Origin of the sequence: Butyrivibrio sp., assembly GCF_015056685.1 — a bacterium.
Classification (GTDB): Bacteria; Bacillota; Clostridia; order Lachnospirales; family Lachnospiraceae; genus Butyrivibrio.
The window spans coordinates 21,498-41,851 of record NZ_SVFW01000037.1; the positions used below are offsets into that span (position 1 = coordinate 21,498).

At 42.1% G+C, this 20,354-nt stretch carries 15 protein-coding genes; 11 read left to right on the forward strand and 4 right to left on the reverse strand.

The genetic code is table 11. The annotated features are described in order from the left end of the window. Nucleotides 1-9 precede the first annotated feature (9 nt). Nucleotides 10-1,287: an O-acetylhomoserine aminocarboxypropyltransferase/cysteine synthase family protein gene (locus tag E7303_RS12865; RefSeq protein ID WP_292145743.1), complete on the forward strand. Its 1,278-nt coding sequence runs from the start codon at nt 10-12 to the stop codon at nt 1,285-1,287. Between the two features lie 47 nt (nt 1,288-1,334). Here the strand turns inward: E7303_RS12865 and nadE are convergent, their stop codons facing one another. The 3 genes from nadE to E7303_RS12880 all read right to left on the reverse strand — a co-directional run bounded on the left by nadE (nt 1,335) and on the right by E7303_RS12880 (nt 3,936). Further along, on the reverse strand, nt 1,335-2,090 hold the full coding sequence (gene nadE / locus E7303_RS12870; protein ID WP_292145744.1) for an NAD(+) synthase: 756 nt from the start codon (nt 2,088-2,090) through the stop codon (nt 1,335-1,337). A 56-nt stretch (nt 2,091-2,146) separates the two neighbouring features. Further along, nucleotides 2,147-3,352, reverse strand: coding sequence for a nicotinate phosphoribosyltransferase (gene pncB, locus E7303_RS12875; protein ID WP_292145746.1), 1,206 nt, complete (start codon nt 3,350-3,352; stop codon nt 2,147-2,149). A 68-nt stretch (nt 3,353-3,420) separates the two neighbouring features. Then, on the reverse strand, nt 3,421-3,936 hold the full coding sequence (locus E7303_RS12880) for an adenylyltransferase/cytidyltransferase family protein (RefSeq protein WP_292145747.1): 516 nt from the start codon (nt 3,934-3,936) through the stop codon (nt 3,421-3,423). A gap of 268 nt (nt 3,937-4,204) precedes the next feature. Here E7303_RS12880 and E7303_RS12885 point away from each other — a divergent pair, with 268 nt between their 5' ends. The 9 genes from E7303_RS12885 (at nt 4,205) to E7303_RS12925 (ending at nt 18,230) form a co-directional block, all read left to right on the forward strand. Beyond that, nucleotides 4,205-5,845, forward strand: coding sequence for a glycosyl hydrolase family 28 protein (locus tag E7303_RS12885; RefSeq protein WP_292145748.1), 1,641 nt, complete (start codon nt 4,205-4,207; stop codon nt 5,843-5,845). Between the two features lie 366 nt (nt 5,846-6,211). After that, on the forward strand, nt 6,212-7,552 hold the full coding sequence (locus tag E7303_RS12890; protein WP_292145749.1) for a DUF2130 domain-containing protein: 1,341 nt from the start codon (nt 6,212-6,214) through the stop codon (nt 7,550-7,552). Nucleotides 7,553-7,583: 31 nt separating this feature from the next. After that, complete coding sequence (locus E7303_RS12895; protein ID WP_292145750.1) at nt 7,584-8,939, forward strand: MATE family efflux transporter; 1,356 nt, start codon at nt 7,584-7,586, stop codon at nt 8,937-8,939. A 38-nt stretch (nt 8,940-8,977) separates the two neighbouring features. Further along, nucleotides 8,978-10,633: a spermidine synthase gene (locus E7303_RS12900; protein ID WP_292145751.1), complete on the forward strand. Its 1,656-nt coding sequence runs from the start codon at nt 8,978-8,980 to the stop codon at nt 10,631-10,633. 129 nt (nt 10,634-10,762) lie between these two features. Continuing rightward, complete coding sequence (locus E7303_RS12905) at nt 10,763-12,760, forward strand: methyl-accepting chemotaxis protein (RefSeq protein WP_292145752.1); 1,998 nt, start codon at nt 10,763-10,765, stop codon at nt 12,758-12,760. 13 nt (nt 12,761-12,773) lie between these two features. Continuing rightward, nucleotides 12,774-13,763 carry a substrate-binding domain-containing protein gene (locus tag E7303_RS12910; RefSeq protein ID WP_022776001.1) on the forward strand — a complete coding sequence of 330 codons (990 nt, stop codon included), beginning with the start codon at nt 12,774-12,776 and terminating at the stop codon, nt 13,761-13,763. A 136-nt stretch (nt 13,764-13,899) separates the two neighbouring features. Beyond that, nucleotides 13,900-15,192, forward strand: a complete 1,293-nt coding sequence (locus E7303_RS12915) for a chloride channel protein (protein ID WP_292145753.1) — start codon at nt 13,900-13,902, stop codon at nt 15,190-15,192. 171 nt (nt 15,193-15,363) lie between these two features. Further along, on the forward strand, nt 15,364-15,621 hold the full coding sequence (locus tag E7303_RS12920) for a hypothetical protein (protein WP_022775998.1): 258 nt from the start codon (nt 15,364-15,366) through the stop codon (nt 15,619-15,621). Between the two features lie 269 nt (nt 15,622-15,890). Next, nucleotides 15,891-18,230, forward strand: a complete 2,340-nt coding sequence (locus E7303_RS12925) for a carbohydrate-binding domain-containing protein (protein ID WP_292145754.1) — start codon at nt 15,891-15,893, stop codon at nt 18,228-18,230. Nucleotides 18,231-18,321: 91 nt separating this feature from the next. Here the strand turns inward: E7303_RS12925 and E7303_RS12930 are convergent, their stop codons facing one another. Then, nucleotides 18,322-18,984, reverse strand: coding sequence for an HAD hydrolase-like protein (locus E7303_RS12930; protein ID WP_292145755.1), 663 nt, complete (start codon nt 18,982-18,984; stop codon nt 18,322-18,324). Nucleotides 18,985-19,118: 134 nt separating this feature from the next. Between E7303_RS12930 and E7303_RS12935 the strand changes: the two genes are divergently transcribed. After that, a complete protein-coding gene (locus tag E7303_RS12935; protein ID WP_292145756.1) occupies nt 19,119-20,306 on the forward strand; it encodes a ribonuclease H-like domain-containing protein in 1,188 nt (395 codons plus the stop codon). The last annotated feature ends 48 nt before the right edge of the window (nt 20,307-20,354 follow it).

Consider the following 20,354-nt stretch of genomic DNA (forward strand, 5'->3'; position numbering starts at 1 on the left):
GAGGATAGTATGAACAACCAGAAAATTGGAACAAAATGTGTGCAGGCGGGATACACACCGGGAAACGGAGAACCTCGTCAGATACCTATTATTCAGTCAACAACATTTAAGTATGACACAAGCGAAGATATGGGTAAATTATTTGACCTTGAGGCTTCAGGATATTTTTACACAAGACTTCAGAACCCTACTAACGACCATGTCGCTGCCAAAATTGCAGCTTTGGAAGGTGGAAGCGCAGCAATGCTCACTTCTTCAGGTCAGGCAGCTAACTTCTTTGCACTATTCAATATCTGCGAGTGCGGAAGCCACATCGTAGCTTCTTCTTCAATCTATGGAGGAACATTTAATCTTATAGCTGTAACAATGGCAAAGATGGGAATTGAAGTTACATTTGTTTCACCTGATGCTGATGAGGAGGAACTTAACGCAGCATTTAAGGAAAACACAAGAGCAATGTTTGGTGAGACAATTGCAAACCCTGCTCTTACAGTTCTTGATATCGAGAAATTTGCGAAGGTTGCACATGCTCATGGCGTGCCGCTTGTCGTTGACAATACTTTCCCAACTCCTGTAAACTGCAGGCCTATCGAGTGGGGAGCTGATATCGTAACACATTCTACAACAAAGTACATGGATGGCCATGGGGCAGCAGTTGGCGGTGCTATTGTTGATGCCGGCAAGTTTGACTGGATGGCTCATGCAGATAAGTTCCCGGGCCTTACACAGCCTGATGAGTCTTATCACGGAATTGTTTACGCAGAGAAATTCGGAAAAGAAGGTGCATTTATCACAAAGTGCACATCACAGCTCATGAGAGACTTTGGATGCATCCAGTCTCCACAGAATGCATTTATCCTTAACCTTGGACTTGAGTCTTTGCATGTTCGTATGCCAAAACATGTTGAAAACGGGCTTGCAGTAGCTAAATTCCTTGAAGGTCACAAGAAAGTCGTTAAGGTTAATTATCCGGGACTTGAGTCTGACAAGTACTATGAGCTTGCCAAGAAGTATCTTCCAAACGGTGGTTGCGGCGTAGTATCCTTTGAACTTGAAGGTGGAAGAGCCGCAGCAGAAAGCTTCATGAAGAAGCTTAAGATCGCCGCAATCGAAACTCACGTTGCCGATGCAAGAACATGTTGCCTTAACCCTGCAACATCTACACATCGTCAGCTTACTGATGAACAGCTCGAGGCAGCAGGTATCCCTGCAGGTCTTATCAGAATCTCCTGCGGACTTGAAGACTCTGCAGATCTTATCGCAGACATCGCTCAGGCGCTGGAGTAAAAATAAGTTAGACACTGAGAAGAAGACAGAGGGAAGACAGAGGGACCTTAACTTTGTCGATAGGTTGGTATGGTTTGAAGTTTATGAAGGTTGATCGCGTGAAGGTGGTCAATCTTCTTTTTTGTTTCCTCATCTTCACAGATGCCGGTGAGGACATATTTATCAAGTGTATCGTAGGTAAAACCAAGTTTGTCTTCGTCTGACATTCCGCTAAGGCCATCTGATGGAGTCTTGTGAATGAGGTCGGATGGAAGACCAAGTTCATCACCGATGGCTCTCATCTGGCATACAAGGAAGTCAGAGCAGGGGCTAAAGTCACCTGCGGCATCGCCGTATTTGGTTGAATAGCCAACATAGTCTTCAGAGGCATTACAGGTGTTGGCAACGCGACCGCCGTTTGGAAGAGACTGGGCAATGGCATAGAGCGTAGCCATGCGGATCCTTGGTGGTGTGTTGATCATGGCATCATTTGAAAGAGTGACGCCGGCTGCTTCTAAAGCTTTTTTCTCACCTTCAACTGCAGGGTGGATGTTTACGATATGTGACTTTATTCCAAGTATCTCAGCGACTTTTTTGGAATCATCAATATCTTTCTGCTCTCCGTCAGGCATAAGAACGCCGACAACTCTGTCTTTTCCAAGAGCTCTCACTAAGAGAGCAGCGACTATTGTTGAGTCTTTTCCGCCGGATAATCCGATGACAGCACTGGCTTTTGGCCCGTTATTATTAAACCAATCTTTGATCCAGGCTGTTATGTTTTCAATTTCTTTTTTAGCATTAAAATCTCTTATTATATTATTCATGTTTGCCACCTATATCAAAAATTCTCTTGCAGTTATCTGTAGGGATCATGCGAGCATCAAATCGCTTCGTTCTCCATTCTCCAATTGATGCACCTCTGCAGATAATCGACGTATGCAGGATTTTTGCACATTCCTTTGCCTTCAACATCAGAGATTTTGGCAACATCCTGACCATTGCAGGCTGTTGTCTTCATTACAATATTAAGAGGTGGAACTTTGGTGTCGTTGGCAATATAGGTACCGATTCCAAAAGCGACCTTAGCCTTTCCGTTAAAGTGAGCAAATATATCATTGGCGCGCTTGAAATCAAGGCTGTCGCTGAAGAGAAGAGTCTTTGTCTTAGGATCAATTCCAAGGCTCTCGTAGTGCTTTATCATCTTTTCACCCCACTCAAATGGATCGCCACTGTCGTGTCTTACACCTGAGAAAAGAGTTGAATATGTGAGCTGGAAGTCGCGAAGGAAACAGTCTGTTGTTATAGCATCTGTAAGAGCTGTTCCGTTAAGGATTCCATATTCTTTTACCCAATAATCGAGGGCATACCAGTTGGAGTATGCAGGATTGTGCTTGTGGTTACCCTGGCCGACACACATGATCCATTCGTGAGCCATTGTTCCTACAGGAGTTACATTTAAAAGCTTTGCAAGATATACGTTTGATGTTCCTACAAAGATCGAACCGTCGAGCTTGGCATTCTTGAGCTTCATTACAGCAAGCTCCTGGGCTTCAGCAGATAGGCGTCTTCTGAGACCAAACTCACTGAATGCACCAATCTTGTAAGTGCCGCTTGTGAGCATTGAAATCTTTTCATCAAGTTTTTCTTCAAATGATGTGAAGAGCTCATCATAGTCATATGCCATACGGAAGTATACTTCATTTACAATGGCAAGAGTTGGAATCTCATACATGGATGTGTTGAGCCATGTTCCGTTTGTCTCGATTGAAAGTCCGCATGGAGCGTCGGTTCCAATTGTGAAATCCTCATATCTTGGGTGCCATAAACGAAGGAAATCAACATAGGATTTTTTTATCCATTTAATTCCTGCAAGGTAGGCAAGTTCATCCTCATCGAAATTGAGGTCACAGTATGCGTAGATCTGACGCTTGATTTCTTCAACCATTTCAGGTGTGAACTTCACGTCAGTATTTCTGCATTTGAATGACCAGGTTGTGGTGTAGTCAGGAAAGTTGTGATAGATAGCCTGACCCATAGAAAATTTGTAAAGATCTGTTTCAAGTAAACTTTCAATAATGTTTTTCATGATAGTTTCCCCTAAGAAAAAATATTATTCTTTGACTTATTGATTTTTGTTTTCACTAAAAGAATTCTTTATTTAAGCATACCTGTTTCTTCCAGGTAATTTCTGAACGCCTCATTGATGTCATCTGCGTGGATTGTGGGATTGTTTCGAATCTCAGTTCCGGATACACGTATGACTGCTCTGTCTACAAGATTAAATGTATGGTCCGGATATATTTTCCCAAGTTTATCAATGTAAGATGGCTCTCCGGTGTACCAGTTAAAGTGCGCACCATCCGGCGAAATACCTGCCTGTTCAAACAGTTCGTTTCCCCATAAGACCCAGTTTTCGTGGGTGAAGGTGCCATCAAGCCCCAGTTTTTTGTCATCTATTTTTACAACTATTACTCGTGGATCATCTTGGAACATTTCTGTGACGATTTTGAATCTGGTGGCAAAGTCCAGAAAATCTTTGCCCCTGTCAGTCTGATATCCGCATACAGCCAGTATCAGCCTGTCATTTTCTAAAAGAGCTCTTTTGATAAGGGACTCATGTCCCTTGTGCATAGGTATGAAACAACCAAAAACAATTCCGATGTTCTGCATTGCTGTCTCCAAAAGATATATGACGTGATTTTAAGTACCACACCATCATATCACACTCTGAGGCTCAATATGTAATATAATTATGACAGGGGATCGAAGTCATAATGCATTCATGCTTGCATGATATGCTTTATGACCTTGAGACCCGCAAAACATGAGGAAGTAGCACTTGTGCGGATTCCGAATGCTTTAGAATTGCGAGAGTGATTTATCACGGAGCAATTCGTGTCATCATAAAATGTTAGAAAAACGCGGAGGAGAAGCGGGTATGCAGATAGACAGGGCGACAATGCCTGATAATGGTGTGATCTATGAGGGAGATTATTATAGAGGAATTCCGTATGGGCAGTATATTAGGCAGCAGGGGCTTCCAGATAAGCGCACATCCAGGGTTTTTGATATAAGGGACTTCGGAGCAGTAGCTGATGGAATGACAGTAAATACGGAAGCTGTTCAAAAGGCTGCTGATGCGGCTAAAAGCGCAGGCGGCGGAGTAGTGCTGGTGGATGGCGGATGGTACATTTCAGGTACTGTTAAGATCTACGACAATACTACCTTGTGGATCACAGGGGACAGTGCGCTTGTTGCATCCAAAGACCATGACAATTTTGTAGATGCGTTTGTGATCCTTGATAATGCGGAGAATGTCCGCGTTACAGGTGGTGGAAGGATTTATGGCAGCGGAGAATACTTTGTTTATTTGCCTCTTAAGAAGCCTCTTTTGACAACTCTTGAAAAGATCAAACAGCCACCGTTTCTCTACGATCCTATGGGATATCCTGTTGATACTATGAGATATGCTATTCGCAGCAGGATTCGTTACGCTGAGGATAAATATGGAAACGGTCAGCCCAAGATAAAGAGACCTATGTACATGCTGTGGGCCAATGGATGCAAGAATGTGATCATTGAGAATGTCATCCTGGAGGATTCCATGGACTGGAATCTGTGCATTGATGGGTGTGACAATGTGAAGGTTTCAAATGTGGTCATCAACGGAAACCGCCACGTAGCAAACACTGATGGTATTGATGTTATGGGCAGTGAGGATGTTGAAGTTACACATTGTTTTATTTCTACTGCAGATGACGGACTGTGCGTTAAGGCTCCAAGGGTCCACGACCACGACGGATTAAATGTGGCTTCCGAAGGAAAGATGCGTGGCACGAAGAATGTACGCTTTTCAGACTGCACGGTTCTTAGTGTTGCCAATGCTTTTAAGATTGGGACAGAGACTTACTATGACATTGAAAATGTGACATGCGAGAATTGTCATTTCTTTCTAGATATTTATCCGGGAACCTGCTCCGGAATTGCCATTGAGAGCGCGGATGGAAGCAATGTAAAAAATGTCACTGTCCGCAACATTACCATGGACAACGTTGCATGCCCGCTGTTTATTTGTCTTTGCAAGAGAAATAAGTTTGGATATGTTGACGCAGAGGATGAGAAGAAGCGCTTTTTGGGCGGCTCTATTGAGGGCGTGACTATCGAGAATATCAAGGCGGTAAATGCTGAAGTGCCGTCAATCGTGACAGGGTATAGGATGACCCGGAAGCAGATGGAAGCTCTTTTGACAAAGGAAGGGGTATCTGAAATGGCTGCTAGCAGAATTGTTGCTGGTGAATGTGAATTTAATGAAAATGATTCATCGGATAATATAATTGGTAAAAATCTTGGGGAAATCATGATCAGTGACTTTGAAGTGGCATATAGAGACGACAAGGAAGAGATAAATCTTTTACCTGAAATACATGAGAATGTCACTGATTATCCTGAGAACAGCGCTATGGGCGATGTGCCGGCATACGGCCTGTTTATCAGACATGCACCGAAGTGTACATATTCCAATGTCCATGTTGTGCCGCGAAGCATGAATACAAGGGAATGTATAGTAGAAGAATTGTAAAAAAGATGTTGCGAAGCAAACCATGTCTGATATAATCTAAATAAAGAAGCGGTAACCCCGCTTGATATGAACTGTAGCTACAAAGTTATAACCGCTAGTCCGGCCAAGAACAGGGCGGTTACTTCTTTGAGTAGAACACTTGCTGAGGTATTTTCGAAGCTAGTGTGAACCATACATGTGCACTTAGCGAGGTTTTTTCGAGCTTAGTGCAGCAGGTATATTGATAGTTAGTTAAGATCACCTCCTCGCATATGCGAGGCTACCGCTCCACATGTAATAATAGCATGTGGAGTTTTTTAATACAAGAACAAATGTTCGAACAAATATTCGCTATAATATGTAAAGGATTTGATGGAGGATAGGGATATGGCAGAACTTAAGTGCCCACATTGCGGGCAGGCGTTTACGGTTGATGATACAGAGCTCAGTTCGATCGTTCAGCAGATAAGGGATAAAGAGTTTGAAAAAGACCTGGACAGACGAACAAGTGAGCTTGAGAAACACCTCCAGGAGAAGCATGCTCTGGAGATGGCTGCGCAGGAGGACAAGATCACTCTTAAGACCAAGCAGCAGTATGAGAAAGAGATTGAAAATCAGGTCAAGATCATCGAAGAGTTAAAAACGAAACAGTATAAAGAGCTTGAAGAGCAAAACCAAAAAATAAATGAATTAAAAGAGGAGAAAGCTGCAGAAATTGAGCAGTTAAAAGACAAGCTCCGCGAAGCTCAGGAGAAGAACAGTAAGCTTCAGCTTGAGATAGAAAGCACTTCAGACAAGACCAGGCTTGCAGTTTTGGAGGCGGTAAAAAAGGTCGAGGATGAGAAGCATGAACTTGAAAGCTCATTCAATGAGAAGGCAAGAGATCTTGAAAATGCACTGACTCAGGAAAAAGAAAAAGGAAAGATTCTGCTTGAGCAGAAGGAAAAAGAAGTAGAGTTCTATAAAGACTTAAAGACCAAGATGTCCACAAAGATGGTTGGCGAGACCCTGGAGCAGCACTGCGAGATCCAGTTTAATCAGCTCCGTGCCACAGCTTTTAAGAATGCATATTTTGAAAAAGACAATGATGCAAGAACCGGAAGTAAGGGCGATTACATCTACAGGGAAACTGACGAGAACGGTGTTGAGATCATATCCATCATGTTCGAGATGAAGAATGAGATGGATGAGACTGCAACCAAGCATAAAAACGAAGACTTCTTCAAAGAGCTTGATAAGGACAGAAAAGAGAAAAACTGCGAATATGCGGTTTTGGTATCCCTTCTCGAAAGTGACAGCGAGTTGTATAATGCAGGAATAGTCGATGTTTCTTACAAGTATGACAAGATGTATGTTGTAAGGCCACAGTGCTTCATTCCAATGATCACACTTTTAAGGAACGCAGCTCTCGGTGCCCTTTCATACAAGCAGGAGTTGGCAGCAGTTCGCAACCAGGATATTGATATATCCAATTTTGAAGATTCTCTCATGAAGTTCAAGGATGACTTTAGCAAGAATTACAATCTTGCCCACAAGCATTTTGACGCTGCTATAGAAGAAATCGATAAGACTATCCAGCATCTTGAGAAGGTTAAAAAAGAGCTTCTCGGAAGCGACAATCAGCTTAGAATTGCCAACAGCAAGGTGGATGATGTCAGCGTAAAAAAGCTTACAAGGAACAATCCTACTATGAAGGCAAAGTTTGATGAGCTGAAAGAACAACAATAAAAGAATAAAAAGAAAATAGGTTATATACTTAATGGCAACACAAAACAGAAGAGAATATTTAACAACAACACCGATACCAAAGCTTATTTTGTCACTGTCTGTTCCGACTATAATAAGCATGATGGTAACAGCTATTTATAATACTGCAGATACATTTTTTGTGGCAAGGGTGTCATCTGACCCTGTGGTCAATACTGCAGCCACCGCATCCGTAGGACTTGTATTTACAGTGATGGCACTTATTCAGGCAACGGGATTTTTCTGTGGCCACGGCTCAGGCAATTTCCTTTCCAGAATGCTAGGGGCCGGCAATCACAAAGAGGCCAATGAGATGGCGTCCACCGGATTTGCACTGTCGCTGATCCTGGGGGTTATATTTGCAGTTGTTGGAAACATTTTTATAGAAGAGATTGTGCAGTTTCTTGGTGCCACCAGCACAACCATGCAATTTACCATGGATTACATGAGGATAATCCTGTTTGGTGCTCCTTTTATGATGGCTCAGTTTGTTATCAACAATCAGTTAAGGTTCCAGGGAAGTGCAGTGTACGCCATGGTAGGGCTTATGTGCGGCGCTGTCATGAATATTGTTCTTGATCCGCTCCTTATCCTGGTTTTCCACATGCAGGTAAGAGGCGCTGCCATAGCTACTGTGATGGGACAGGTTACAAGCTTTATAGTTCTTCTCATAGGCACCAGTAAAGGTGAAAACATTAAGCTTAACATCAAAAATGTTCATATCAATGGCTATTATCTAAAAGAAATCGTAAATGGTGGGGCACCTTCTTTATTCAGACAGGGAATGGCAGCTATTGCTACTCTTATCCTTAACAGAACTGCAGGAGCTATTGGCTCAGACGCTGCAATCGCAGGGATGTCTGTTGCCGGAAGAGTTATGATGATGATGGCATCTGCTCTTATCGGTTTTGGCCAGGGATATCAGCCTGTTTGTTCATTTAACTATGGCGCAGGCCTTACAAAGAGGGTAAAAGAGGGCTTCATTTTCTGCGTGAAATATTCAACAGTATTTCTCGTTGGAATAGGCGTTGTATGCTTTATTTTTGCTCCGGATATAATAGCTCTTTTCTCTAAAAATCCGATGGCGATGGAGGTCGGTGTTGCAGCACTCAGATTTCAGGCCTGTACATTGCCACTTTCAGGAACCATCGTTATCAGCAACATGATGCTTCAGTCTATTGGAAAAGGTGTCAAAGCTTCCATAATGGCATCATCAAGAAATGGCCTTTTCTTTATACCTATGATATTGATATTACCTCCAATATTAGGTATTCTTGGAGTTGAGATGGCACAGTCCTGTGCCGATGTGCTTTCTTTTGGACTGGCTATTCCTCTTGCCGCATCGGAACTTAAGAAATTTAACGACTGATACCGGCAATATAAAAATGAGAAGTGTTGGGTGAGTAAATGAGACATAAGAAAATATTGAAAAACAAGTTATTTCTTTATTTGACAGAGTTCTTTTCAGGAATGTCTGTCATGGCGGTAGAGCTTGGTGCTAGCAGGCTCCTGGCCCCATATTTTAGTTCATCGCAGATTGTGTGGACTATAATAATCGGAACGATCATGATAGCCATGGCCCTTGGAAATATCTACGGTGGCCGAAAAGCCGATAAGGACAAGGATCCAGGAAAACTCTATGGCAGAGTTCTTATCGCAGCTCTTTGGATTGCGCTGATCCCTGTTGTTGGAAAATATATAATACTTGGAATTTCAGCAATTTTGGTATTTACTGTCAATTCGAATTTCCTCGTGATCGCAGCCTTTGCGGCATGTATGATCGTGTTTGTTTATCCTTTGTTTTTGCTTGGAACTGTTACACCGAGCCTTGCAAAATATACAACGGATTCTCTTGAGGATAACGGTAGGATCATCGGAACTCTCGGCGCATTTAATACAGTAGGAAGCATTATCGGTACTTTTGCTCCCACATTTATAACTATTCCTGCAGTCGGAACTTCAGTAACATTCCTTATTTTCGCAGGTATTCTGGTGGCACTTTGTGTTTGTTATTTCTTAAGCCCTGATGAGGCGGAAGAAAAAACTCAAAAAAAAAATCTAAGTAAGGTGATAGCAGGGATACTGATCTTTGCTATATGTTGCGTCTTTGGACACAGCACCAGCTTCGCTTTCTGGGAGAGTGGCCTTACCTATGAAGGCGAGTCTGTATACAACTATCTTCAGGTAAAAGAAACACCAAATTCCGTAATTCTTTCCACAAACGTTCTCTTTGGAGTTCAGTCTGTTCTGGTAAAAGAAGGGGCGCTGACCGGTATGTATTATGACTATGCCATGGCAGCTCCCTACATGTGCGGAGTAAAAGACAAGGCGGAAAATGGTGAGGATGTGGATGTACTTATCCTTGGAATGGGGTCAGGCACATACGCGACACAGCTTAGCAGATATTTTGATAATGTGAATGTCACCGGCGTTGAGATTGATGATAAGATCACGGATCTTGCCCATAAGTATTTTGAACTTCCTGACACTACTTCAGTTACAACTTACGATGGAAGGGCCTATCTGGCAGCAGTCAGCGACCAATACGACGTTATCATGGTTGACGCATATCAGGACATTACTATTCCATTTCAGATGTCTTCTGTGGAGTTCTTTTCCCTGGTAAAAGAGCATTTGGCACCCGGCGGTGTTATGGTGGTTAACATGAACATGTACAGTGATGAGACCCAGAGTGGAAGTCAGGAAGCTACGATCAACACGTATCTGGCGGACACCATTTCATCAGTGTTTAAGAACGTTGTAGTAGTTGATGTTCCGGGAGCGACCAACAAAGAGCTGTTTGCTACTGAGTCAGATGAGTTCCTTAATAATCTGAAGAGCAATGCGGCAAAAGAGCAAAATGAAAAACTGGCGGCCATGATGGAGAGAGCTCTTTTGACTGCAACTGAGTATGAAGCGGGCGAGAATATCATGACTGATGACAAGGCCCCTGTGGAGCTCCTTGGTATGAAGCAGATTGACTCGATAATCAAGGATGAAGTGCAGTATTACAAAGAAATCTACAGATCACAGGGAATTGAAGGATTGATAAACAGTTTGTAAACTGTCTGAAAATTGTATAAATAAGTACGATATCAAGCACATTTCTGAATGGTTGATGCTATAATAGACATGCATTACCGTTTAGTAATGTGCTATTTTTGTGTCCGCGAAAGCGAGAAAGAGAGAAAAATGGGTGAAAAAACTGAAAAGAAGAAAAAAACAAAAAAGATAAGTACTAAGCTTATTAGCTACATCGTTCCGCTTGTAACGGCGACGGTCATAGCACTTGTTCTTGTGGCGTCGCTGCTTTCAAAGAGCAGGATGACTGAAATGGCAAATGAAACTCTTGAGTCGTCTATTTCGAATCAGGCCGACAATATTGAGGCGTGGCTTAGTGAGAATCTGCAGTTTTTTAGCACGGTTAAATACTTTATAGAAAAAGAAAATCCTGCAGAGGGCGAACTTTCAGGTATGCTGGATATGTTCTATGGTTACAATTCAAGCTGCCCAAACGGATTATATATTGGAACTTCAGGTGGAAAGCTTATCAAGGCGGCTAAATCTGAAATTACTGAGTCCGATGTCCTTGGGAGTGCATGGTATAAGCAGGGTATCACAAGAGTTGATATGGCTTATGGCGGAGCACATTCTGATGCAAACGGTACAACAGTTATCAGTGCTACAGGTATTTTAGATATGGAAGGTGATGAGCTGAAGGTCCTTGCAGCTGACGTGCCACTTGACGCCATCAGTATCATCGTTAATTCCGGTGTAAAAATGACAAATGCAAGCTCTTTCCTTGTGGATAAGTCCGATTACACGATCCTTGCCCATAGAAATTCAAGTCTTGTATCAACAAAGCTAACAGGTTCATCATCAGATGCTTTTCTTGATGGAGCATACAAAAAACTTTCAGCAGGCGATTATACAACTGAAGAGATTGCGGCTTACATGACAGCTTTTAAGGAAATAGAAGGAACTGACTGGGTGCTTGTATCATATATTCCTACAAGTATTATCCTAAAAGCAATAACACAGATGAGTAATCTTCTTATCATAATCGGTGTTATCGCAGTTGTTCTTATAGTTGTTTCAATTCTCTATGTAGTTAGAAGAGTTATCGCTCCTCTTGGACATATTACAGAAAATATCACAGCTATGTCAGAGGGAGACTTCACGATTGAAGTTAATTCTGAGAGCAATGATGAAATTGGAATCATGGGAGGCAAGGTTACAGAGTTTGTTACTTCCATGAGGAAAATGCTTAAAAGTATCAGTGAGGAATCTGAGAAACTCAGACAGGAGTCTGACAGCAGTGATCAGGTTTCGCGAACAATGTATGATGCTTCTCAGGCTCAGTCAGAGGCTATGAAGCAGCTCAATGAAACAGTTGATCAGCTTGCTACAGCGGTTAATGATATTGCACAGAATGCCACAACTCTTGCAACTATTGTTTCTGACACAAGAGATAATAGTGACAAGGCCAATGAGAGCATGAAGGAAACTGTTGAGATCTCTAAAAAGGGTCGCCAGGATATGGAGAAACTCAGCACAGCCATGCAGGATATCGAAGCTGCAAACAACGAGCTTGTTAATTCTATCAACAAGGTCGGAACAGCTTCTGAAGAGATCACCAATATTGTTGGAATGATTGGTGAGATCGCTGAGGAAACAAATCTTCTTTCTCTTAATGCCAGCATAGAAGCAGCTAGAGCAGGTGAAGCAGGAAAAGGCTTCGCTGTTGTTGCTACTCAGATCGGTAAACTTGCGCAGACATCAGCAGAAAGTGCTCAGAATATAGCAAACCTCATTGAAGAGGTGCACAAACTTATTGAGAATGCGGTGGGACAGGCCCATGCCAGTGCTACAAGCATTCAGGAAAACAGTGAACTTATCGGCGTTGCCGTTGGTACTTTTGACCAGATTTATAACAATATTCAGGAATCCAACAAGCTTATTGAGAACATGATAGAAGATGTGCAGAAGGTTGATGATGTTGCAACCAATGTAGCAGCCATTTCTGAGGAACAGGCGGCCAGTGCAGATGAGATCCTTGCTACATCAGAGAATATGGTTGAGATGGCTGAGAATATCACCAGAAGTAGTCAGGATGTGGCAGATAATTCTGAAGAACTTGCAGGAACCAGCCACACGCTCACTTCTTATGTTCAGAAGTTCAAGATTTGAGGAGGCTTGTAAGATGAAAAAGATTATTACAGTTCTTTTAACAGGATTATTGCTGGTTACGGTCATCGCAGGCTGCGGAGCTGCTTCAGGAAGCACGGCGAGCACTGGTGGTGGCGGAAAGGCAAAAATTCTTTTGATCATGAATGATGTTACTGATACTTTCAGAGGCCAGCTGGCCGATGCGGTTACATCAGCAGCAACCAGCAGCGGAGCGACTGTTGATCTGGTTGAGACAGGCGGAAGCGTTGAGATGGAAGCAGAGCTTGTAGCAACCGCAGCTTCAAAGGGATATACAGCAATTATCCTGAGACCATCTGATGCCAGCACAGCTCTTCAGATGAATGTGGCAGCAGGAAATCTTCCAATCATCTATGTTAACAACCAACCTTCGGATGAACATCTTACTGCCGATAAATATATTTACGCAGGTTCAAGTGAGGAGCAGGCCGGACAGCTTCAGGCTGAATATGTTCTTAAAAAACTGGGCAATCCTTCAAGTCTAAATGTAATTATTTTTGAGGGAGAGCAGGGACATTCAGCTACAATCGGAAGAACTAATGCAGTTATCAAGACTTTAAAAGAAAATGGCTGCAATGCAACTTATGTATTTAAGGATTATGCAAACTGGTCTGACACTGAAGCTGAATATAAACTTGGAATCTTTATGAAGACAGGGCAGAGCGTTGATGCTGTTTTTTGTAACAATGACACGATGGCTCTTGGTGTTATCAGTGGAATGAAAAAATATGGTCTGGATTATACCAAGATTCCTGTGTGCGGCGTCGATGCAACAGCAGATGGCTGCGAGTCAATCTCTTCCGGTGAGATGGCATTTACGGTTCTTCAGAGCGCAGCAGGTCAGGGGGCTTCAGCTGTAAAGGCGGCTATAGCGCTTGGAAGTGGCGGTACGATCGAGGGAATCGATTATGCTACAGAAGATCACAAATGTATCTATGTTCCATTTGAATCTGTAGATGCGTCCAATGTAAGCCAGTACAAGTAAAAAGTAATATGATAAATAAAGGGCAGTGCAGTGCTTAAAAAGCATTTCATTGCCCTGTTTTGCATATTATGAAAACTCAGATTATAATTGTGAAAGTTTTAAGTAATTTTTTTTACAGAAGTTTGAGGTTAAGTGTATGGAAAATAAAGAAAAGAACAGTAATCCTATCGAGTACATTATCGATCATATGCCGGAGATGGATCTGATTGGGAGGATAAGAGTCTTTTTCAGGTGGATAATTCTGGGAAGTATTACAGGAATTGTGGTTGGAGCTATTGGTGCAGCCTTTGGACGCGCGATAGTTTGGGCTACAGGTTTTAGAAGCGAGCATGACTTAATTATTTTAGGGCTCCCTTTTGCAGGTCTTTTGATAGTGTTCCTGTACAGGCTCTGCAAGGATTACGAGGATAAGGGAACAAATCTTGTGATCAAGTCGATCCAGGCGGGGGAGAACCTTCCTATTGCAAAGGCTCCGCTTATTTTCATTTCTACGACTTTGACCCATTTATTTGGTGGTTCAACAGGTCGTGAGAGTGCGGCACTTCAGATGGGCGGAAGTATCGGCTACAATCTCGGAAAGCTCTTCAGACTAAAAGAGGGAAATATAAAGATCATCACTATGTGTGGCATGAGTGCTGCTTTCTCAGCACTTTTCGGAACTCCTATGACTGCTGCGTTTATGGCAATGGAGATTGAAAATGTAGGTATTATGTACTATTCAGCTCTTGTGCCATGCGTTGTTTCGGCTCTTGTAGCTTCAGGAGTAGCGGAGTTTTTAGGAGCTCAGGGAGAAATCTTTGCAGTAAACATCGTACCTGAGTTTACTGTTTATAATGCGATATTCACTGCAATTCTTGCAATCCTGTGTGCAGTAGTGAGCGTGATCTTTTGTGATGTTTTGAAAATATCAGGACGACTTTATAAGAAGTTTTTTGCAAACCCGTATTTGAGAGTATTTGTTGGCGGATGTATCGTTGCGGCTCTTACATTTATTTCCGGAACAAGATATTACAACGGAGCTGGAATGAATGTGATTGAAATGGCTTTAAAGGGCGAAGCCCCTTATTTTGCATTTCTTTTGAAGATCATTTTTACAGCGCTGACTCTTGGCGCCGGCTACAAGGGTGGTGAAATTGTGCCAGCTCTTTATATAGGCGCAACTTTTGGCTGCCTTTATTCACAGCTTTTAGGATTTGATCCGGCTCTTTGCGCTGCTATCGGAATGGGGGCGCTTTTCTGCGGAGTAACCAACTGTCCTATTTCATCACTATTTATTTGCTTTGAATTATTCGGCTTCAAAGGCATGCCATATTATCTTTTGGCTGTTGCACTGAGCTATACCTTCTCCGGATACTCAAGCCTTTACAGCAGTCAGAAGATTGTTTATTCCAAGTTCCACAATAAGTATGTAAACAGGGATACGAACTGATATGGTAGGAAAATAAGCCAGTATTGAGGCATGTTTATTTTTGCGTACAAAGTGTGTTGCCACTTAAGTAGTTATGTGATATATTGTATGTAGTAATCAAAACTACATGCAATCATTTGAAAAACCACTTTTCTCATGATGACAAATAGAGACTTCAATTGGGAGGCAACTATGAACGCAAAAGAACTTCAGAAATATTTCAAAGAACACTTAGTACCATCAAAACTCTACAAAATTGGTGGACATCATAAGAATAGAATTTGCCTTGATAAAACTGAGAATGGTTGGGCTGTCTTTTTCCAGGATAAAAAAGAACGCATCGGAGTTATGAACTTTGTAGATGAAGCATCTGCCTGCAATTCTATGAAGGATGAACTCAGAAAGCTCATGGAGCAGATGTACGGAGTTACATGGGCTCAGGCCAGATGATTAAATGTGTGGATTTTCTGCGTGACAGATTCGCATATTCAGTATAGGCGACTAATTTAATAAAGTTAATATTTAAAGCTCACACTGGTTGAACGATCAGTGTGAGTTTTTTTTGTGTTCTTGGAAATTGCTTTGCGCCCTGAATTTATATTTTCCTCAATATTTTTTTAGGCTGGATTTAGGTTGTTTTTTTAGAATGGCAGTGTAGACAAAGAGAATGAGTTTAAAGAACAGCCTAAAGGCATGTGAAAAGTAGAATGGAGAATAATATGTTAAATAAAAAAATGAAATCAAAAATGGGAATTGGATTTGCTACAGTGCTTGCAGTTGCTTTGCTTGTAGCAGGATGTGGGACAACAACAGGTGGAACTGAGACAGCTACAGTAGGTACAGAGAGCGCAACAGTTGTTGCTAGTACCGATGCAAGTATAGATTTAAGCGATGTTACAGCAGTGATCACACTTTCCGATAATGGATCAGTTGTGAGCGGTAACGGAGCAAGTGTAGAAGATAATGACATTGTGATCACATCCGGTGGTACTTATTCATTCAGTGGTACTTTAACTGAAGGAAGGATCAAAGTTGAGGCTGAGGGCCAGGATGTAACGATCGTTCTGAACGGAGTGACAATTACAAACAGCGAGAAGGATGCAATCTATATTGAATACGCAAACAGTGCAACTATCTACGTGATGGAAGGCACTGAGAACGTGCTTACAAGCGGAACAGAGACAACTTATGAAGAGGCCAAGGCAGCTACTGACGAAGCAAATGCAAGTGCTGATGACAGTACATCAAGTGAGGACAATACAAGCACGACTGAAACTTCATCGGCAGATGCAAGTGGATCAGCAGATGATTCAGAAGCAGTAAGCGATTCTGCAACTTCAGAAGGCAGTACCGAGGCAGTGGATGAAGGATTTAGCAACAGCCAGAAGGCAACGATCATGGCAAAGTGCAGCCTCACTGTATCAGGAAGCGGTTCACTTACTGTTAATGGATATATCAACAATGGCATTCAGTCAAAAGAAATACTGACAATAAGTGACGTTGATCTTACACTGGTTTCTGCAAATGATGGAATTAAGGCAGGAACAGAACTTAACATAACATCAGGAACATTTGATATTGATTCTTATGGTGATGCAATACAGTCAGACGGAACTCTCAATATCTCAGATGGCTATTTTGATATCTTTACAGGAAATGGTTCTGCCTCCGCTGAAAAGAAATCTGAAGCTATGCCAGGCGGTGGCGGCATGGGCGGCGAGCGAAATAGTTCCGATATGATCGCAAAAATGCTTGAGAGAATGGGAGTTGATGGAGCAAGTGATCTTGCTGCAGCACTCGAAGAGGCAGGAGCTTTGGAAAGTGCACCAAGAGACATGAATAGTGTTGTTGATTGGCTAAATGGACTTGTCGAAGATGGAACCATTTCTGCTGATTATCAGACAACTATTGATGCAATTGAATCTGCTATGAGCAGCTTCCAGCCGGGACAGATGGGAGCGCAGAATCAGGCTAATATGCAGCCGACTGGTGATTCATCGCAAGCAACCGATAATACGGGTAATGCAGCACCTCAGCCGACAGATATGGCAGGTCAGGCACCTCAAATGGCTGGCGGTGGCTTTGGTGGCGGAATGATGGATGATACTGCAGACAGCGCAGATTCTGATTCAAACAGCGTAAGCCAGAAGGGTATCAAAGCAGAAGGTGTAATGACAATCGATGGTGGTACATTCACTATAGATACAGTGGACGATGCAATTCACGGAACATCAGATGTTGTTATAAACGCCGGAGCATTTAACATTACATCAGGGGATGATGGAGTACATTCAGACACAAACCTTACAGTCAACGGAGGAACTATAACTGTAGAAGACAGCTATGAAGGAATTGAAGCGGGAGTCATTACTATAAATGATGGTGAAATAAGCGTAACATCTTCAGATGATGGATTTAACGCATCTACAACCCTTACAGATCCTGATATTACAATAAATGGCGGTGTTGTTTATGTAAATGCCAGCGGTGACGGACTTGATTCAAATAAGAACCTTACTATAAATGGCGGAACAGTATATGTTGATGGCCCTTCAGAAGATATGAATGCCGCAATTGATATAGGAACTGAAAATCAGGGTATCTTCGTTATAAACGGAGGAACAGTGACAGCGGTTGGATCATCAGGAATGCTTGAAAATGCAGATTCTTCATCAACTCAGCAGACTATTACTTATGTATTTAGCGAGAAACTTGAAGAGGGAACTGTTATTACAGTCAGTGACTCATCAGGAAATGAAGTTGCAAGCTTTACGCTTATCAAGAGCGCGAGTGCAGTCACTTATTCTTCAGCAGATCTTGTTTCAGGCGAGACCTACACATTTACAGCCGGTGACCAGTCAGGTGAGATTACAACAGACAGCATTAATACAACTAACAGCACCGGAGGCATGGGAATGGGTGGCCACGGTGGCGGCATGGGCGGCCGTGGTATGATGCAGGGCCAAATGCCAACAGACGGCCAGATGCCAGCAGGCGGTCAGGCACCTTCAAATGACCAGACTACTACAAACGAGCAGGCTCCAGCATCAGGAAACTGAATGACATAGACTACAAAGGGCGGCACACAGATGAGTCTCATCTGCGTACCGCTCTTTGTATTTGCGCAGCACGCCTTATTTGCTATATCAATCAGCAAAGAAAAGATAGGATCTCTTTTGCTGAATCTGCAACGAATGTTGCACCTTCACGTATCATCGCTGATGTGCTGCCATAGCCATAGGTTACAGCAATGCTGTCGATGCCTGCATCTACGGCACCTTTTATATCATAGGCGGTATCCCCGATCATTATGCAGGATTTTTTTTCAAGGTTATAGGTACTAATGGCTGTTTCAATGAGCCTCTTTTTGTCAGAACTGTGGTCAGAAAGTGTAGGGCCAACCATGTGGTCAAAGTATTTATCGAGACCTATCCGAGTAAGTATTTTTTCTGCAAAAACGAGAGGTTTACTGGTGATCAAGACAACAGTGAAGTCTTTTTCTTTCAGAGTTTCAAGGAGTTCTGGAATTCCTTCATATATATCAACGTCGTACATTCGCTCTTTTTCGTATATGTCTCTGTAAAGGGCTACTGCCTTGTTACAGTCCTCGTCATTCATGTGATATTCCCTTGTAAATGAATCATAAAGAGATGGACCAATGAAAGTTTCCAGTTTCTGGCGCGGCTGATCAGTTATACCAAACTGTGACAGAGCATACTCAACGGAGGATGTAATTGCTCTTCCGGAGTCTGTGAGTGTTCCATCCAGATCAAACATTGCGACCTTGTAAGGTGAAAAGAACTGTTTTACCATTTGAGCCTCCATAAATAGATGAATCAGTTTGAATCATTTTACCATGGAATGACAAGCGAACTTGCTTTATTATACCTATTTGATAAAATATTTTTCATAGGAGATTTCGTATTATTACGAAAGAGGAAACGTGTATGATTAAGACTAGTGAGGGAATTGTTCTTTCTGGTAGTCATTTTGTCAGGACTTTGCCGGATCTTTTAAACTGCAAGCCGGAGGATTTTCTTTTTATTGATATAGAAACTACTGGGCTTTCTCCCAAGAGTGCTGATATATATCTTATTGGATGTGCTTATCATGATAATGGTAACTGGCACGTCTGTCAGTTTTTTGCTGAGACACCTGATCAGGAAAAAGAGATTCTTGAGGCGTTTATTGAATTCTCCAGGGAGTATAAGATACTTATCCACTTTAACGGTGACAGATTTGATATTCCATTTCTTTTAGCCAAATTTGAAAAGTATGGACTTCCAAATCCGTTTGCGCATATGAGTTCCCTTGATATTTATAAGGAGATAAAGCCATATAAAAAGCAGTTGGGGCTTCTTGACTGTAAGCAAAAGACAATTGAGCTTTATCTGGGGATTCAGAGAGAAGATAAGTATGATGGAGGAAAGCTTATTCCTATCTATCAGGACTATACTGTTTCCAAAGATGCTGAAAAGTTAAAGCTCCTTATGCTTCACAATTTTGAAGATGTCAAAGGAATGTTTGATGTTCTTACAATGCTTAAGTATAAAGAGTTCTTTAACTCTTTTTCAAAGCTTCCTAAAGAAGCTGTCAGAACTGACGCGGAGATTCCAGCATCGGAAGAACTGCTTGAGATGTTGCCTGTCCGCGCTAAAAAAGTTCAGGCCAACTACTATAACGACATAGATGGAACGCAGAAAAAGGAAGTCTACATGAAACTGTCAGTTCCGAAGCCTCTTCCTTCTTCACTTTCAGGAAATCTTGACGGATGTTATTTCAAGATCGATGGAACTGAAGCAGTTCTCAGAGTTCCATTATATGAAACAACACTGAAGTATTTTTATTCTAATTATAAGGACTATTACTATCTTCCACAGGAAGACACGGCTTTGCATAAATCAATTGCCAGCTTCGTGGACAAAGATTACAGAGTAAAGGCGTCACCTGAGAATTGCTACACCAAAAAAGAGGGGCAGTATTTACAGGAATGGAATCTGTGCTTTGCGCCGTTTTTTAAATCAGATTATAACGATAAGAATATTTTCTTTGACCTTAATGAGAATATGAAAAAGAGCAGATTTGCAATGAGCCTGTACGCTTGTCATGTGATCGCACATGTGCTTGAATTGTAAGGAATTCATAGAAGGGTGAATAAAACAATAAAAAAAGAGCCGCAGATG

Excerpts from the sequence above, each read along its gene's own strand:
- pncB (WP_292145746.1), bottom strand. The coding sequence starts at position 3,352 with ATGAAAAACATTATTGAAAGTTTACTTGAAACAGATCTTTACAAATTT.
- E7303_RS12900 (WP_292145751.1), top strand. The coding sequence starts at position 8,978 with ATGAGACATAAGAAAATATTGAAAAACAAGTTATTTCTTTATTTGACA.
- E7303_RS12890 (WP_292145749.1), top strand. The coding sequence starts at position 6,212 with ATGGCAGAACTTAAGTGCCCACATTGCGGGCAGGCGTTTACGGTTGAT.
- E7303_RS12905 (WP_292145752.1), top strand. The coding sequence starts at position 10,763 with ATGGGTGAAAAAACTGAAAAGAAGAAAAAAACAAAAAAGATAAGTACT.
- E7303_RS12915 (WP_292145753.1), top strand. The coding sequence starts at position 13,900 with ATGGAAAATAAAGAAAAGAACAGTAATCCTATCGAGTACATTATCGAT.
- nadE (WP_292145744.1), bottom strand. The coding sequence starts at position 2,090 with ATGAATAATATAATAAGAGATTTTAATGCTAAAAAAGAAATTGAAAAC.
- E7303_RS12925 (WP_292145754.1), top strand. The coding sequence starts at position 15,891 with ATGTTAAATAAAAAAATGAAATCAAAAATGGGAATTGGATTTGCTACA.
- E7303_RS12910 (WP_022776001.1), top strand. The coding sequence starts at position 12,774 with ATGAAAAAGATTATTACAGTTCTTTTAACAGGATTATTGCTGGTTACG.
- E7303_RS12895 (WP_292145750.1), top strand. The coding sequence starts at position 7,584 with ATGGCAACACAAAACAGAAGAGAATATTTAACAACAACACCGATACCA.
- E7303_RS12930 (WP_292145755.1), bottom strand. The coding sequence starts at position 18,984 with ATGGTAAAACAGTTCTTTTCACCTTACAAGGTCGCAATGTTTGATCTG.
- E7303_RS12920 (WP_022775998.1), top strand. The coding sequence starts at position 15,364 with ATGAACGCAAAAGAACTTCAGAAATATTTCAAAGAACACTTAGTACCA.
- E7303_RS12865 (WP_292145743.1), top strand. The coding sequence starts at position 10 with ATGAACAACCAGAAAATTGGAACAAAATGTGTGCAGGCGGGATACACA.
- E7303_RS12885 (WP_292145748.1), top strand. The coding sequence starts at position 4,205 with ATGCAGATAGACAGGGCGACAATGCCTGATAATGGTGTGATCTATGAG.
- E7303_RS12880 (WP_292145747.1), bottom strand. The coding sequence starts at position 3,936 with ATGCAGAACATCGGAATTGTTTTTGGTTGTTTCATACCTATGCACAAG.
- E7303_RS12935 (WP_292145756.1), top strand. The coding sequence starts at position 19,119 with ATGATTAAGACTAGTGAGGGAATTGTTCTTTCTGGTAGTCATTTTGTC.